13 protein-coding genes are annotated in these 15,308 nt (G+C 46.2%); 5 read left to right on the top strand and 8 right to left on the bottom strand.

Translation table 11 applies throughout. The features are described 5' to 3' along the window. Window positions 1–28: 28 nt before the first annotated feature. The 3 genes from KIT90_RS10255 to KIT90_RS10245 form a co-directional block, all read right to left on the bottom strand. On the bottom strand, window positions 29–1,219 hold the full coding sequence (locus KIT90_RS10255) for a BamA/TamA family outer membrane protein (RefSeq protein WP_005434805.1): 1,191 nt from the start codon (window positions 1,217–1,219) through the stop codon (window positions 29–31). A gap of 204 nt (window positions 1,220–1,423) precedes the next feature. Next, window positions 1,424–2,263 (bottom strand): S-formylglutathione hydrolase, encoded by an 840-nt coding sequence (gene fghA, locus KIT90_RS10250; RefSeq protein WP_009706779.1) that lies wholly within the window; start codon window positions 2,261–2,263, stop codon window positions 1,424–1,426. A 155-nt stretch (window positions 2,264–2,418) separates the two neighbouring features. Further along, window positions 2,419–3,567 (bottom strand): S-(hydroxymethyl)glutathione dehydrogenase/class III alcohol dehydrogenase, encoded by a 1,149-nt coding sequence (locus KIT90_RS10245; protein ID WP_061009114.1) that lies wholly within the window; start codon window positions 3,565–3,567, stop codon window positions 2,419–2,421. Between the two features lie 314 nt (window positions 3,568–3,881). On the opposite strand from KIT90_RS10245, the gene KIT90_RS10240 reads away from it, so the two are divergent. From KIT90_RS10240 to KIT90_RS10225, 4 genes are all read left to right on the top strand, one after another. Beyond that, on the top strand, window positions 3,882–4,688 hold the full coding sequence (locus KIT90_RS10240) for an arylamine N-acetyltransferase (RefSeq protein ID WP_285376554.1): 807 nt from the start codon (window positions 3,882–3,884) through the stop codon (window positions 4,686–4,688). Window positions 4,689–4,931: 243 nt separating this feature from the next. After that, window positions 4,932–7,091 carry a metallophosphoesterase gene (locus KIT90_RS10235; RefSeq protein ID WP_285376552.1) on the top strand — a complete coding sequence of 720 codons (2,160 nt, stop codon included), beginning with the start codon at window positions 4,932–4,934 and terminating at the stop codon, window positions 7,089–7,091. A gap of 119 nt (window positions 7,092–7,210) precedes the next feature. Then, window positions 7,211–7,723 carry a GNAT family N-acetyltransferase gene (locus KIT90_RS10230; RefSeq protein ID WP_041059488.1) on the top strand — a complete coding sequence of 171 codons (513 nt, stop codon included), beginning with the start codon at window positions 7,211–7,213 and terminating at the stop codon, window positions 7,721–7,723. A 69-nt stretch (window positions 7,724–7,792) separates the two neighbouring features. Continuing rightward, window positions 7,793–8,662 (top strand): LysR family transcriptional regulator, encoded by an 870-nt coding sequence (locus tag KIT90_RS10225; RefSeq protein ID WP_005434817.1) that lies wholly within the window; start codon window positions 7,793–7,795, stop codon window positions 8,660–8,662. 73 nt (window positions 8,663–8,735) lie between these two features. Here the strand turns inward: KIT90_RS10225 and KIT90_RS10220 are convergent, their stop codons facing one another. From KIT90_RS10220 to KIT90_RS10200, 5 genes are all read right to left on the bottom strand, one after another. After that, complete coding sequence (locus tag KIT90_RS10220) at window positions 8,736–9,536, bottom strand: hypothetical protein (protein WP_285376551.1); 801 nt, start codon at window positions 9,534–9,536, stop codon at window positions 8,736–8,738. 239 nt (window positions 9,537–9,775) lie between these two features. Next, window positions 9,776–10,642 carry a LysR family transcriptional regulator gene (locus tag KIT90_RS10215; protein ID WP_285376550.1) on the bottom strand — a complete coding sequence of 289 codons (867 nt, stop codon included), beginning with the start codon at window positions 10,640–10,642 and terminating at the stop codon, window positions 9,776–9,778. A gap of 220 nt (window positions 10,643–10,862) precedes the next feature. Next, on the bottom strand, window positions 10,863–11,636 hold the full coding sequence (locus KIT90_RS10210) for a siderophore-interacting protein (RefSeq protein WP_285376548.1): 774 nt from the start codon (window positions 11,634–11,636) through the stop codon (window positions 10,863–10,865). A 233-nt stretch (window positions 11,637–11,869) separates the two neighbouring features. Then, window positions 11,870–13,792: a S9 family peptidase gene (locus KIT90_RS10205; protein WP_285376547.1), complete on the bottom strand. Its 1,923-nt coding sequence runs from the start codon at window positions 13,790–13,792 to the stop codon at window positions 11,870–11,872. A gap of 281 nt (window positions 13,793–14,073) precedes the next feature. Beyond that, a complete protein-coding gene (locus tag KIT90_RS10200) occupies window positions 14,074–14,658 on the bottom strand; it encodes a LysE family translocator (protein WP_020195105.1) in 585 nt (194 codons plus the stop codon). Window positions 14,659–14,807: 149 nt separating this feature from the next. Between KIT90_RS10200 and KIT90_RS10195 the strand changes: the two genes are divergently transcribed. Beyond that, a complete protein-coding gene (locus KIT90_RS10195) occupies window positions 14,808–15,248 on the top strand; it encodes an Lrp/AsnC family transcriptional regulator (RefSeq protein WP_027726611.1) in 441 nt (146 codons plus the stop codon). Window positions 15,249–15,308: the final 60 nt, after the last annotated feature.

Here is a 15,308-nt window from a genome sequence, read left to right as displayed (position 1 = left end):
CAGCTGTTATGGTGAGAGGCAAGTGGGTTTAGATGCCTGAACCCACTTGGAAATAGACCGCGTTATCCTCATCACTGAAAGCGAAGTCCATACCTGCTTGCAAGCCATAACGACGGGCGATGAGGTAACGAAAGCCCACGCCGTAAGCGTATTCGGCATCGTTTTCAAATAGCGACTCTTCTGTTGAGGCGTAACCAAAGCCACCGAAGAAGTTGGTCGACCAACGAGTATTCCATTGATAGGTCAATTGAGATTCTACCGAGAGTGTTTCATCCCCTTGGTATCGGTTCCTTGCCACACCACGCAGTTCGATATCTGGGTATGACGCAGGCGGTAAAAAGCGCTCGTCAGTATAAAGCGACTTGTATTGTCCGCGCAGAGCCAACGACCAATCATCGGCTAATTCCCAATAATTGATGCCCTCTACGTCCAGTTGTTCGTATTCGTAATCACTGCCAAACGCATCGTTGTACCAAAGGAATTCGGCTTTGTAGTTGTAGCCTTGTGTTGGACTAAAGAAGTTATTTCGGCTGTCCCATTCCAGTGTTAAGCCCAATCCAGAAGTGGTTGGAGAGGTATTAGTCAAGGTTTGCAGCAGCTTATCTGCAACAGGGGAGTTCGTGATTTTCTGGTCGGTAACGAAATAGAGCTGTTTCACACCGATAAACAACGGGGCATCAATAATGCGGTATTGAAGATGGTTGAGCATGCCGCCGCCAGTAATCTCAAAATCTAACCCTTGTCCATTGAATACGCCGTCTAGCCCCGGCAATGTGGACTGCGGGTAGAAGGTCATGTTGAAGTCTCCATAACCGATGCCACCAAGGTAACGCACCGTGTCTTGCGCCCAAGTTCGGCGATGGCCAGCAAACCCCATCCAAGTTCCATTCTCAGTCGCGAAGCCGCCCACTGCGGTGATCGCAGGCGTTAACAGTTGGGCACCACCATCGAGTGATGTTTCCGCCAGTTTGCGCCTTTTCTCCCGCTGCTCATCGGATTCATGTAAAAACACGCCAGTGAACCCCAAACCATAGCCGACAGCAGGTTCGGTAATTACGATCGGGACGGGAAGAAAACCGTAGGCGTTTTCAGCAAGGTATTCACCCATATCCAATTGCCCATCAATGGGATCGAAAAAGCTGATCGCCTCGGCAATAGGAGAGGTCGCTAACAACCCGAAATAAGTCGAGGTTAGCAGGACTGACGTTGGTTTTTTCATAAAGTGCTAGCGTTAATTGAATGATGTTCAATTACAAGTTAGACGTCATTTCGATAAATTGCAATGGGACTTGTGTAAAGGGAAAGTGAGTGTTTTTAAAACACAAAAAGCCACCCAATAAATAGGTGGCTTTGTATAGAGAGGATTATTAAACCGTTTGGTTTCCTGTGCTCACTCGTTGGCTTAACGAGCCTAAATCAGGTGTTAAGCAAACAGGTACTTCGCGTGGAAGTTCAAGTGATCAGCGATAAAGCTAGAGATAAAGAAGTAGCTGTGGTCGTATCCCGGCTGCATGCGCAGTTCAACTGCTGAATCGTGGGCTTTCGCTGCCGCCAGTAACGCATCAGGCTTCAATTGCTCAGCAAGGAAGTTATCAGCATCACCTTGGTCGACTAGGATAGGTAATGGTGATTTTGCTTGCTTAAGTAACTCGCTAGCGTCGTACTGTTTCCAACTCTCGATATCAGTGCCTAAGTAAGCGGTAAACGCTTTTTGGCCCCAAGGGCATTGCATTGGGTTACTGATTGGGCTGAATGCTGAAATTGAACGGTACTGATCTGAATTTTTCAGACCAATGGTGATCGCCCCGTGACCACCCATGCTGTGACCCGAAATCGACTTCACGTCAGAGACTGGGAAGTTACTTTCGATGATCGCTGGCAGTTCTTGGGTGATGTAATCGTACATGTGGTAGTGACGCGACCATGGCTCTTGAGTCGCGTTTAGGTAGAAACCAGCACCTTTACCCAAATCGTAGTTTTCGTCGTCTGCAACGTCGTCACCACGTGGGCTGGTATCCGGTGCCACAATGGCGATACCTAACTCAGCCGCCATGCGAAACGCGCCTGCTTTCTGCATGAAGTTCTCATCGGTACACGTCAAGCCAGACAACCAGTAAACCACAGGCACTGGGTTTGATTTGGTTGCGTTTGGTGGCAAGAAGATCGCGAAGCGCATGTTGCAGTTCAAAGCGCGAGATTCGTGTGTGTACTGTTTATGCCAACCACCGAATACTTTGGCTTGGCTTAGGCTTTCAATGGTCATGAATAATCTCTCGATAAAACAATGATTTTTAACGGCGGACAAGACCGTTAAAGACAGCGGATGGCTCTCTTCTCAAAGGAGAGTATATCCAGTGAGAAGAGCGCCTATTTCAAATTTTCAAATATCAGTCACATTACGTGAGCTGTTATCTTGGATTATTTATCCATGTGAAGAACAGTACGGATAGATTCACCTTTGTGCATCAATTCGAACGCTTCGTTCACGTCTTGCAGACCCATAGTGTGCGTGATGAATTCTTGTAGACCGAACTCACCAGCCATGTAACGGTTCACGATTTCTGGAAGCTCAGAGCGGCCTTTAACACCACCGAAAGCAGAACCACGCCATACGCGACCAGTTACTAGTTGGAATGGACGAGTTGAGATCTCTTGACCTGCACCAGCAACACCAATGATTACTGACTCACCCCAACCTTTGTGACAACACTCAAGTGCTTGACGCATCACGTTTACGTTACCGATACACTCGAATGAGTAGTCAACACCACCGTCAGTCATTTCAACAATCACTTCTTGAATTGGCTTGTCGAATTTCATTGGGTTGATTACGTCAGTAGCACCAAGTTGTTTCGCTAGGTCGAATTTGCTTTCGTTGATGTCTACACCGATGATGCGGCTTGCACCAGCCATACGAGCACCGATGATTGCAGAAAGACCGATACCGCCTAGACCGAATACAGCAACTGTGTCGCCTTTTTCAACTTTAGCTGTGTTTAGTACCGCACCCATACCAGTGGTTACGCCACAGCCTAGAAGACAAACTTCTTCAAGTGGTGCTTCTTTGTTTACTTTCGCTAGTGAGATTTCTGGAAGAACCGTGTACTCAGAGAAAGTAGAACAACCCATGTAGTGGAAAATAGTCTCACCGTTGATAGAGAAACGGCTTGTGCCATCTGGCATTAGACCTTTACCTTGAGTTTCACGAACTGCCTGACATAGGTTAGTTTTGCCAGATTTACAGAACTTACATTCACCACATTCAGCTGTGTAAAGTGGGATAACGTGGTCGCCAACTTCAACGCTTGTTACGCCTTCGCCAACCATTTCAACGATACCGCCACCTTCGTGACCAAGGATTGAAGGGAAGATACCTTCTGGATCGTCACCTGATAGTGTGAATGCGTCAGTGTGACAAACACCAGTTGCTACGATGCGTACTAGCACTTCGCCCGCTTTTGGAAGTTGTACATCAACTTCTTCCATTTTAAGTGGCTCGCCAGCAGCCCATGCAACCATTGCTTTTGATTTAATGTGAGTTTGACCAGGTTTGATTTCAAGCGACATTGGATGTTTCCTTTATATTCTCAGTATATGGAGTGACGTCATAAGCGTAGTTGAGGTTTGCTCACTGCGCTGCGTCGTTTTGTTGGTGCCCATTTTAGGTGTTTCACGAAAAATGATAATCCGGTTAAATTGAAAATGATTTTTACGCATACGTAATAATCAACCAAAAGGCGCAATGACTTATGCGAGCGAAACAGGGTAAGTTGAAGAAAAACAAAGTAAGGACGAGAAAATTCGTTTTGGGGTTTGACCTCAAGCTTGGTTGAGGTTTTATTGTGTCGGCCATTGCGAAGAAACATCGATTTAGGATCAGAATGAACAACACAGATTTACAGGCTTACTTAAACAAGATTGGCGTAACGCAGCAATTGGACGTCAGCGTGGATACCCTTTTTGTACTGCATAATGCGCAGCATCGCCGTTTGCCGTTTGAGAACTTTGATATCGCATTGGGTAAAGGCATTTCGACGTCTGAACAAGACATCATCGACAAGCTGGTTTACCACGAGCGCGGCGGTTACTGTTTTGAATTGAACGGTCTGCTGCTAAGAGTGCTCAAACAGGTCGGCTTTGAAGCAAGACCACTGTTAGGCCGCGTACACTTATCTGGCACTCCTTCAGGCAGAACCCATCAGTTCACTTTGGTGACGCTGGGGGATGAAAAGTGGATTGTCGATGCAGGCTTTGGCTCAAATACACCACGCGCACCGCTGCCTTTTGTGACTAATCAACCTATTCATACCGATCTGCAAACATTCCGCTTTGTTGAGGATGAGCGTGTTGGCTACATGCTACAAATTCAGTCTTATGATGATGCAAACCAGTGGATTGATATGTACAGCTTGGACTTTGAACATGTGTTTGATGGCGACATTGTGTGTGGAAACCATTATGCGTCAACATCACCTCATTCCCGCTTTACGTCCAGTCGTGTTGCCACGCTAGCGACCGAGTTGGGAATCATCACGTTGGCGAACCACACGTTAAAGCACCGCTTGAATAATGAAGTGATTGAGCAAGAACTGGCAGAAGGGCAAAGCTACCTATCAGCACTGAAAGAGCACTTTGGTATTGAGCTGAATGCCGAGTATCAAGACCTGAAACCACTGCCTCAGCTATAACCATTCTGAATGACTTAACCATTGATGCTTGGCGAAAAATATAGTGAGCATCAATGGGTTTAAATTGGTCTACTCCAAGCTGCTTATTGGTTTAAGTTATTGATTAAAAAGAGTGTGAACGAAGGTCACAGAACAGAACGGCTTACGATAAGTTGTAAGAAAGTCGCAACCTAATTGTCATTTTTTCTACCTAAGCTCCTCGCCCGATTTCAAAATTATTGCTCTTTTATCGGGATGAGAAAAATGAAACGCAGTACATTGACCGTACTCTCTGGTCTGATTGCCGCTACGCTAGTTGGCTGTAATTCAGACTCTTCTAGCAGTGACACCCCAGAACTTGAAGCGCCAGTCCAAGTGGCCTTTATGCCAGATATCCACTTCCACGATGTGTATGGTGATTTCCAAGACGGCTCTTTCCAAGGTTTGTATACCAACTCAAGCGGTAAGTACGCGACGATTCGTACCATGCAATCGCAGATGGAATCGACTCGTCTGTTCAATGAAAACTACTTCGCAATGATCGCGGCTTTGGATGACGTGGTAGAGCGCGGCATTAAGTATGTTGCGCTACCGGGCGATTTCAGTGATGACGGCCAGCCTGTGCACATGCGTGGTTTGGTCAAAATCTTCGACCACTATCGTGAAACATATGGACTTGAGTTTTTCGCAGCGCCGGGTAACCACGATCCGGGCAAGCCATTTACCGTCGCCGCTGGCAAATCGGATTACCTTGGTGAAGACGGCAAGAAACAACGCATTTTCAGCCGTGGTAAAGATGAGTGTGTTGATTATGAAGGGGAATGGGGCACGATTCCGGGTGAAGATGGCAACCTAGACACCATCTGTACGGAAGAAGTGAAAGAGTGGGGCTACAAGGAGATCATGGATATCCTTGGCACGCACGGTTTCTACCCACAAGAAGAGTACCTGTACTTCGAAACACCTTACAGCAGCGACGAAGCCCGCAACAACTACTCGTATGAACTTGCTTCAGAAGAAGCGACTTACGACAAGCGTATGTTCGAGATTTGCCACCAAGGGACGGGCGGTGAGTACAAACAAGACGGCTACACCAACTGTGCGGTGGTGCCAGATACCAGCTACTTGGTAGAGCCAGTGAAAGGCTTATGGTTGTTGGCCATCGATGCTAACGTATACAAACCAAAAGACACCTTGCCAGATGGTTCGGTCAATGGTGAGGATTTTGATGGCTCTAGCAGCGCAGGCTACAACATGATGTTGACCCACAAGCAGCACGTTATCGAGTGGATCAGCGATGTGGTGAAAGCGGCGAAAGAGCAGAATAAAACCTTGGTGTCATTCAGCCATTTTCCAATGACCGATTTCTACAACGGTGCCTCAGAAGACATCGAAGACCTGTTTGGTGAAGGCAGTCATCAACTTTCTCGCGAACCAAACGACGACACCAGCAAAGCATTGGCTGCGACGGGTTTGAGCATTCACGTTGGTGGCCACATGCACTTCAATGATACCGGCAAGAAGAGCTATGTGATTGACGGTGTGCAACACACGCTGTTCAACATTCAGGCGCCTTCTCTGGCGGGGTACATTCCGGCTTACAAGCTCCTGAACATTCGTCCTGATCACCAAGTTGAAGTAGAAACGGTCGTGATCGATAAAGTGGCTGGCTACAACGAATTGTTTGAACACTATGCACGCGAGCATGAACACCTGACTGAACAAGCAGGTGATGATGAAACTGCAAAGGCGAGCATCTGGAACAAAGAGATTCTTGAAGCCGATAGCTACTACGCCCTGACAGATTGGCACATTCGAGAGTTGACGCGCTTGCGCTTCCTACCGAGTGATTGGCCGTTAGAAATGCGTGAAATGATCATGCACATGGATGGCGACGACATGCTGATAATGTCTCAGCTTTCGACGGAATTTACCGTGTGCCAGCTAGCGAAAGAGCTCGGCTATGACATCGTCAACTGTAACGAGAACGCTGTTGTTGATTACGAACAGTTCCAGAAAGACTGGCAAGCCGCGTCGCAACAAGCAGAAGCCATTGCTCAAGAAGGCGGTTTTACATTGACGGACTTTGCCGCATGGAATGGTGAAGAGCTAGCAACGGATTTTTACCGTCTGCGCAATGCCGATGAACTGGCGTTCCGTGACATTGAAGAAGCGCAATTGCTGCAATATGAGCTGTTAAGTCGAGAGTTATCTGAGTTCGCCGGAACGGTCGATTCTGAGCTTGGTGACTTAGGTGAATACTCGGTTGGCGAAGTGTTCCGCTCACGCTTTGGTAGCCTGTTTGTGATTCTTGAGAAGTTCGCGACTGGACAAGCGAGCGATCACTTCTTGATTGATACTGAGCAGCAAACGCTGATTGATCTTAAAGGTGAAGTTAAGCGCGATATTCTCAAAAGCGAATAGCACCCTTATCTAAAATATGGAAAGCGCAGATCAGTCTGCGCTTTTTTATTTGCGCTGTCTCTCAGTAAGTGGCTTTTCAAAGGTTTACCTTTAACCATGAGAAATAAATGAGGTAAATCATGCGCTTTGAATACATACTTGATGATGAAGTCACACAAGAACTCGACGCAAAGCTAAGAAGTTTGCTCTCCACTTGCTTCACCAAGGAGCAAGACAAAATCTTCCAAACTCAACGATACTTCAATGAAATGCCTCGCCACCGTTACCTCATTTGGGACGGAGACACCCTTGCGGCCCATGTTGCGGTCCATGAAAAACAAGTGATGATTGATGACCAATCTTTCCCAATAAGTGGTATTGCCGAAGTATGTGTACAGCCCGATTCACGAGGACAAGGGTTGGTGAAGTTACTGCTCAAGGCGGTACATCAGGATGCTTTGGAGCGAGGCGATGCGTTCTCGGTATTGTTTGGCCGTACCCATGTCTACCAGTCCAGCGGCTATCAACCGATCAACAACTTACACATGAAAGTTCAGCCCAATAAATGGGTTAGCACGAGCGACACTATGGTGTGTTCGCTGAACATCATTTGGCCACAACAGACGGTCCATTTAGTCGGCTATCCTTTTTAAACAGGTTTTCTCCACATGAAACTTTGTGTGAGAATACGCAATACATAGAATTCCACAGGAACCACATTCATGGCGAATTGGGAAGGCGTGAGCGAGTTTGTCGCTGTCGCAGAAACCAACAGCTTCACGGGCGCAGCCAACAAGTTGAAAACATCGGTGGCGCAAATCAGCCGCCGCGTGTCAGCGTTGGAAGAGCGTTTAGCGGTTAAGTTGCTGCACCGTACCACACGAAAAGTCTCTCTAACCGAGGCAGGGCAACTCTATTACCAGCAGTGTAAACACCTTGTTGAAGGCTTGGAGTTGGCAGAATTGGCGGTAACGCAAATGCAAGCAGAACCGAAAGGCTTGCTCAAAGTGACCGCTCCTGTGACTTACGGTGAGATGAACTTAGCGCCGTTGTTGCACCAGTTTATTGAGAAATACCCGCAGGTAAATCTGGATTTGAATCTGACTAACCAAAAGTTAGATTTGATTGAGCAAGGCGTCGATGTGGCGATTCGTCTCGGACGTTTGCAAGACTCCAGTTTGATTGCCAAGCGCTTGTCATCTCGACAGCTTTACGTGTGTGCTAGCCCTGCGTACTTAGATCGCTCTGGCGAACCGCATACCTTGTCTGAGCTGAGCCATCACCAGTGTTTGGTCGGTACCGCTGATTATTGGCACTTTAAAGAGCAAAAGCGTGAGAAGTCTTTACGTGTTTCTGGCCGAATCAAATGCAACAGTGGCTTTGCGTTGGTCGATGCGGCAAAACGTGGTTTAGGTTTGGTACAGCTGCCGGACTACTACGTGCAAGAGGCGTTAGATAATGGCGAGCTGGTGGAAGTATTAACCGATTACCGAGACGATCGTGAAGGTATTTGGGCTCTATATCCACAAAACCGAAACCTGTCGCCAAAAGTACGTTTACTGATTGATTTCTTGGCTGAAAACATGAGCTAAGAAAGGTGTCCCCAGCACTTTGCTTATCAGGGGTTATTGATTCGCAAAGGCGGGGACTTGCAGGATTCGTAGATTAACTCTCCAAGGAAACTCGACCAAACGCTTTGTGTAGGAGAGAGAGCATTTGTTTATTGTGAATTCTTCTATAGTATCCAGAGTTTCCTGATTCCACATTGAATTCGGCTTCTAGAGCAAATGATTTTTCATTCGCATTTTGGAATATGGTACGAGAAATAGCCCTATCATTTTCTGTGTTAAAGATCTTTATGTATGCCATGTTTTCAATGAATTCAAAATCAAAATTAATACTTTGCTTATGATCGTCTCCTAGATCATCTCTCCAATAAGAAAGAGCATAAAAAGAAATGTATTTTAAGTTTGCACTATAAGGGTGATATAGATTGAACTTTGTCAAGAACTGGTCGTTTTTTATTGAATCTTTATTAATAGAAACAACCGATTCTAAATAAGACTCCTTATTTGGGCCAATCGTATTTTTTCTTTCTTGATAATAGATATCAAACTGACCAATTTTTCGGTCCCAGATACAACTCAGTTCGTACTGGTAGCTAGTTGGTAAGTGGGGGATGTAGTCTGTTTCGCAGAGGTCGTAAACGAAAGTTTCATCGGTTTTAAAGAACTCCGCAACCTCTTTATAATTAATCGGCTCTATTGGGTTTTCAGGCTCAACCGGCGTTTCGGGTTCAATCGGGTGAACAGGTTCACCCGGTTCTATAGGGTGAACTGGAGGAGCGGGTTCGATTGGTTGAATCGGCTTTATTCCAGTATCAATGTCATTATCACCGCTTGTGTCTGAGGAATTACAAGCAGCCAAAAGTGGCAATATACTCGCAAGCAAGAGAGTTTTCTTCATATTTTTACCTAGTCATTATAATTTCGTTTTGATGAAAATAAGAACACTCAATTACTATTCCATTATTCTCTTTATTATTTTTTATTTAAAGAGAAGAGTGATTCCTGACATTAAGGTTAATGCCTTTCCTAATATTATTTAAGCCAACTGACGTTTGGATATAAACAGAATAAAAAGTAAACTTCAGATTTACGATTGATCTATATTCGTATATTGCCTCCTATTTTCTAAAACTGCCTTTATGCATATTCATTAATTAATGTTTTTTTCAGCCAATCAGTTGCAATACCGTTGGCTCGAATTTCTGACGTGATCATGTCCACTCGCAATTGATGCCCTTTATCACCAAGGCTTGTTTCGACGATCACTATTTTGTCTTGATACTGTGTCGCGTATTTGCATGGGATGACAGACCATCCGACATCTCGCCTAACGAGTTCGATCGTTGTTTCCAGATCGTCAATACGAATTTTGTTCACATTATCGAGATCAACGAAGCGGTTCTCCCGATCGAATACGCTACTGCGCGTAATTTGAGTTGTACCGACCACATCGCTCGGTACAACTAGTTTATTTCGCATTGGGTTGCTAGGAGCGCAAATAAAACAAGTTTTTAGATAATCGATCGTTTGCAGATGTACCGTGCTATCAAAAAAATGTCGTCCGAGAATTAATGCTAGATCGACCTCATCAGCTTCTATCATGGCAACCACATCTTGAGTTGGCCGCTTATGGAGCACCAATTCCACTTGAGGAAACTGCTGTTGAAACCCAATGATGATTTGTCGCATCTTGTCATCCACTAACCAGTCATCAATGGCGACCACGACTTTATCCTCAACACCTTGAGCCAAGTGCTCTGCGTGGCGCAAAAACTTACTCTCTGCTGTGAGCATACTTTTGGCATAACCGAGCAAATTTTCGCCTTCTGCGGTGAGCTTTGGTTTATAACCATCGCGTGAGAATAACTCGACCGATAAATCGATCTCTAAATCACTGACGGCATTGCTAATCCAAGACTGCGCTTTACCTTGTTTTCGTGCTGCGGCAGAAAAGGAGCCAAGCTCAGCGGCATTTACAAAGGCTTTTACTTTATCGGTGTTCATGCTTGCCTCGTCGTTATGGTGGGTAGATTATCGACAGCTTAACGAGGTTAAAAGATAGACTCTATATGGATTTGTTATAGTGATTGAAGTGGAGTTTTTAGAGAGAAGAAATGAGTTTGGTTGTAATTTATTGATATTTATAAGATATAAACAAATAAACGCTGAGCTTTCGACCAAAAAACTCAGCGTTATCTATAGTAAAAGTAATATAAAGTTACATTTACTGCTCGTTTAACTCAGCATCTTCGCGCTTGATGACCTTGTGGCCATCTTCTGATACGCCTTGTTTCCAGTAACTGCTGAGGTAAAGGTTTTCACGTTCCACTTCTTTTTCGTTACGGAAGTATTGGCGTAGCGCGCGCATCGAGTCGAACTCACAAGCACACCACACTGCTGCTTCACCTGCTTTCCATTCTAGCGAGCGAACTTTATCTTCGAGTGATTGCTCGGTGATCCAATGGATTTCCATACCTGCTGGTGCTTCGAGAGCTTGGATATCCGCTTCAGAGATTACACTGATCACCGCATAGCCTGTTGCGTCCTCTGACAGAGTGCGAATCTTTGCAGACAGCGCTGGCAGTGCAGTCATGTCCGCCGCCATAAAGAACCAATCAGCTTCTGTATTTAGGTTCGAGATGCTGCCAGGGCCAGCGATGTTAATGGTGTCGCCTTCTTTGGCTGACATTGCCCAACGTGCGGCAAAGCCACATTGTAGGTCTTTGGTGATGTGACGTACGAAATCGACTTCAATCGTGCATGCTTGCGGGTCGAAGCGACGAATGGTGTAAGTACGCATGACAGGGCGGTTGTCTTCTGAGAAGCCTTGAATATCGGTGCCGCCGGTTTCGTTGAATAACAGCTTGATGTAGCTGCCTTCGCAATCTTGTGGGAAGTTGCCTAGCGCGTCACCTTGCAGGGTAATGCGCTGCATGTTTGGTGTGACGGCTTGTGTGTTGATGACAACGAGGCTTTTTGGTTGTGGTTTCTTTTTCATTTTAATTCACATTTCACTACATTTGATAACTATTCTCTTTCTCATCTAAGATTAGCAGCATCTCAATAAAGCAGATAGTGTCTTTATCTAAATTTACACTCTGATCTGAGAATCGGCGATTTAATTTCGGTATGCCTCGCTCAAATGAACACTTCGTCATCCCGCTTTATAAGATAGTGATGGGACAATAAAAAAGGGCACCGAAGTGCCCTTAATAGAAGAATGGAGTTTGTTTACTGCGTTTGTTCTAACAAATGCGTCTTCAGGAATCGATCCATCGCTTGGTAACCATCGAGACGGTTTTCTAGTGAACGGAAGCCGTGACCTTCGTTCTCCTTAACGATGTACTCCACTTCAACGCCGCGGTCGCGCAGCGCATTAACGATTTGGTCAGATTCACTCTTCACCACTCGTGGGTCTTTCGCGCCTTGCAGAACCAACAGTGGTGCTTTGATTTGGTCTACGTGGAACACTGGTGAATAGGCCTTCATCATCTTCGCATCTTCTGGATCTTCCGGATTGCCCACTTGCTCATGCAGCATGGCTAGGAAAGGTGCCCAGTATGGTGGGATAGAATCCATGAAGGTGAACAGGTTAGACACGCCAACGTAGTCGATGCCACATTTGTACAGGTCTGGCGTAAACGTCACACCAGCCAATGTCGCGTAACCACCATAAGATGCGCCGTAGATACACACTTCGCCATCTTGTGCGTAACCTTGGTCAATCGCCCATTTTACGCCGTCCGTGATGTCGTCTTGCATCGACTGACCCCATTGCTTGAACGACTTCTCCCAAAACTCACGGCCATAACCCGTTGAGCCACGGAAGTTCATTTGCAGTACCGCGATACCACGGTTGGCAAACAGCTGAACTTCTGGTTGGAAGCCCCAATGGTCACGCGCCCAAGGACCGCCGTGTGGCAAGACCAATAGTGGTAAGTCTTTGGCTTCACGACCTTTTGGCAGCGTCAGATAACCATGAATGGTTAAGCCATCACGAGCGGTATAAGTGATTGGCTTCATCTCCGCCATGTCTTCTGGTTTATGCCAAGGTGCGTTTGCAGCTAACTTTTCAAGTTGGTCTGAATCGCGATCGTAGTAGTAGTAATTTGGACGGTCGGTGTCGCTGTAGGTCACGACAATCATTTTTCTCTCGTCGCGAGTCGTGTTGTTCACCGAGATTTCAACGCCCGGAAGCTTTTCTTGCAGACGCTCAAAAGTCTCTTCATAACCTTTATCAAGGAAATGGTACTGACGCTTGTCCGTTACATAAGAGATCGTCGTGAGCTTGTTAAGTGCGTTTGAGTAGCTCGCATTCGTAACGTCCACTTCTGGATGAGAGAAGATCTCGCGCACTTCTTTGTTTGCTTCCACATCGTATTCAATGATCGCGGATTTATCGCGGGTAATACGAGAAGCAACGTACAAGTTCTTGTTGTCTGGTGTGAACGAGATTGGCGAGAAGTCTTCTTTGAAGGTGAGATTCTTCAATGGGCGGAACTCTTCATCCACAGTGTCACGATAGAGGACTGCGGTGTTTACGCCGTCTGACGTCGAAATCACGCGAATGTTACCATCGTGGTCCGTACCCCAGTAACGCACGTTGCCTGGGTTTTGCGCAACCAGCGTGTTTTCACCGGTTTTCAAGTTATGACGATAAACATCAAATACTTGGCGGTTACGTTCGTTAGTCGTGATAAGAATGTCGTCAGGCTGGCTTTCTAAGGTGTCGATAACATAAGCCACGACACCGGACGTTGGTGTGATGGTTTTCTCTTCGCCCGTTTTTACGTTTACCGTAACGAGGTAGAAGTTTTCATCACCACCTGTATCGCGAGAGTAGATGATGGTGTCATCGCCAACCCAGTAGTAATAAGCGATGTCGCGATCGGCAATGGATGTGATGCGCTTGACTTGATCGGCTTTGCCCACGGGATGAACAAAGACGTTTTTACGATCTTGCCACGGTTTCATCATCGAAATGTAATCGCCAGCTGGGGAGATTTGGTAGCTCGATACTTCTGAATTACGGAAGAAATATTCCACCGGATATTCTGGCGGAATGACCTCTGCGGTCGTGGTGGTCGAGGTTTGGCTACAACCCGAAACGAGTAAGCCAAAAGCGGTAGCAAGAATGAGCTTGCGAGTACGCATTGTGTAACGCTCCTTGTGTGACAGACCTGTCAGCATCGTGCTTGTCGGTCAGAGTGAATCGATTGTCGCGGCAAAATACAGCGCCGCGACAAAGCAGTGACGAAGTGCGCCTAATCGCTAAATTAGATCAGGCGGATGCTTATTAAGTTTTCATGTTTTAGTCACTGCTGTTGCTACTATGACCCAATCCATCCGTGGAAGTGGCGATTATTTGTACTTACCGAACAAAGGACTAGCTAAAACTTGGCATAAGTCACACTTATCTTTCATTGTTTTGTCATTTATATCATTGGGATAGTCGACAAAAGCAGAAGCGCCGCCATGCCATAGTTGAAGCCTTTTACGCGTTTAGACGTGGTCAACCAACGTTGAAGTTGCATGCCTGCCGCCGTCCAAAAAGTCACAGAAGGCAGGTTTGCTAAGCAGAAGATGCCGGCGATAAAAGCCAGTTCTAGCCAAGATCCGCCGCTGCTGTATACGGTGATGGCAGTGAGTGCCATGGACCAGCCTTTAGGATTCACCCATTGAAACGCCACTGCTCCCAAAAAGCTCATTGGTCGGTAATCATCTTTGACTTCTGTCTTGCTGCTGGTTGCTATTTTGTACGTGAGGTACAACAAGTAAGTCAGGCTCATTATCTTAAGGACGCTATGCGTGATCGGATACGCATGAAACAAGCCCATAAGACCAATGCCAACCAAAATCAGCATCGCAGCGAAACCCAGCGTGATGCCTAACATGTGTGGGATAGTGCGCTTAAAGCCGACGTTAGCACCAGACGTCATAAGCATGATGTTGTTCGGTCCCGGAGTGAAGGTCGAGACAAACGCAAACAGTGCCAACGCACCAAGTTGATGGTATTCCATAATGTGTTCCTGCATTTCTGTTTTGCCTGCGAATCACCAGGCAAGGGATTACGTTTTCTGACCGGTCGAGAACAATGATAGGTAGAAGCGCCATCAATTTTGTGCTTTTATTTGACAAATACTCACTCGCTAAACAACAAAAGAGCATCATGGATAGATTTGACGAAAGAATATTGCAAGCGCTGAAATCAGACGGAAGAATCTCCAATGTGGAGCTGTCTGAACGAGTTGGATTATCGCCATCCGCGACCTTGCGTCGAGTGCAAGATTTGGAGCGTAAAGGCGTGATCAAAGGTTATCGAGCGGTGCTGGATAATCAGCAAATGGGCGTCGGTTTTGTCGCTTATGTGTCGATAGGCTTGGCATCGCATTCCAAACACGCACAACTAGGCTTTGAAGAGCACGTTCGATTTGTCGACCAAGTTGTCGAGTGCCACAATATTACGGGTTCAAATGAATACTTATTAAGAGTCGAAACTCAAGATCTTGCGGCGTACAAAGCGTTTCATGCCGATGTTCTTGGGGAATGTGAACACGTTAAAGCCATTACAACCATGGTGGTGATGGACACGCCAAAGGACGAGCGTTAATCCTTCTCCCTCGATTTTGTAGCACATCAATTTGAAGTGACTCGAAAGAGTCAGTCGAGT

It is taken from the genome of Vibrio sp. B172a, assembly GCF_030248355.1.
GTDB lineage: Bacteria > Pseudomonadota > Gammaproteobacteria > Enterobacterales > Vibrionaceae > Vibrio > Vibrio owensii.
The sequence above is the reverse complement of the archived record's forward strand: the minus strand, read 5'-3'. Positions and strand labels throughout refer to the sequence as shown.

Coding starts and splice junctions, on each gene's coding strand:
- KIT90_RS10220 (WP_285376551.1), bottom strand. CDS start 9,536: ATGAAGAAAACTCTCTTGCTTGCGAGTATATTGCCACTTTTGGCTGCT.
- KIT90_RS10240 (WP_285376554.1), top strand. CDS start 3,882: ATGAACAACACAGATTTACAGGCTTACTTAAACAAGATTGGCGTAACG.
- KIT90_RS10235 (WP_285376552.1), top strand. CDS start 4,932: ATGAAACGCAGTACATTGACCGTACTCTCTGGTCTGATTGCCGCTACG.
- KIT90_RS10230 (WP_041059488.1), top strand. CDS start 7,211: ATGCGCTTTGAATACATACTTGATGATGAAGTCACACAAGAACTCGAC.
- KIT90_RS10200 (WP_020195105.1), bottom strand. CDS start 14,658: ATGGAATACCATCAACTTGGTGCGTTGGCACTGTTTGCGTTTGTCTCG.
- KIT90_RS10225 (WP_005434817.1), top strand. CDS start 7,793: ATGGCGAATTGGGAAGGCGTGAGCGAGTTTGTCGCTGTCGCAGAAACC.
- fghA (WP_009706779.1), bottom strand. CDS start 2,263: ATGACCATTGAAAGCCTAAGCCAAGCCAAAGTATTCGGTGGTTGGCAT.
- KIT90_RS10245 (WP_061009114.1), bottom strand. CDS start 3,567: ATGTCGCTTGAAATCAAACCTGGTCAAACTCACATTAAATCAAAAGCA.
- KIT90_RS10210 (WP_285376548.1), bottom strand. CDS start 11,636: ATGAAAAAGAAACCACAACCAAAAAGCCTCGTTGTCATCAACACACAA.
- KIT90_RS10205 (WP_285376547.1), bottom strand. CDS start 13,792: ATGCGTACTCGCAAGCTCATTCTTGCTACCGCTTTTGGCTTACTCGTT.
- KIT90_RS10195 (WP_027726611.1), top strand. CDS start 14,808: ATGGATAGATTTGACGAAAGAATATTGCAAGCGCTGAAATCAGACGGA.
- KIT90_RS10215 (WP_285376550.1), bottom strand. CDS start 10,642: ATGAACACCGATAAAGTAAAAGCCTTTGTAAATGCCGCTGAGCTTGGC.
- KIT90_RS10255 (WP_005434805.1), bottom strand. CDS start 1,219: ATGAAAAAACCAACGTCAGTCCTGCTAACCTCGACTTATTTCGGGTTG.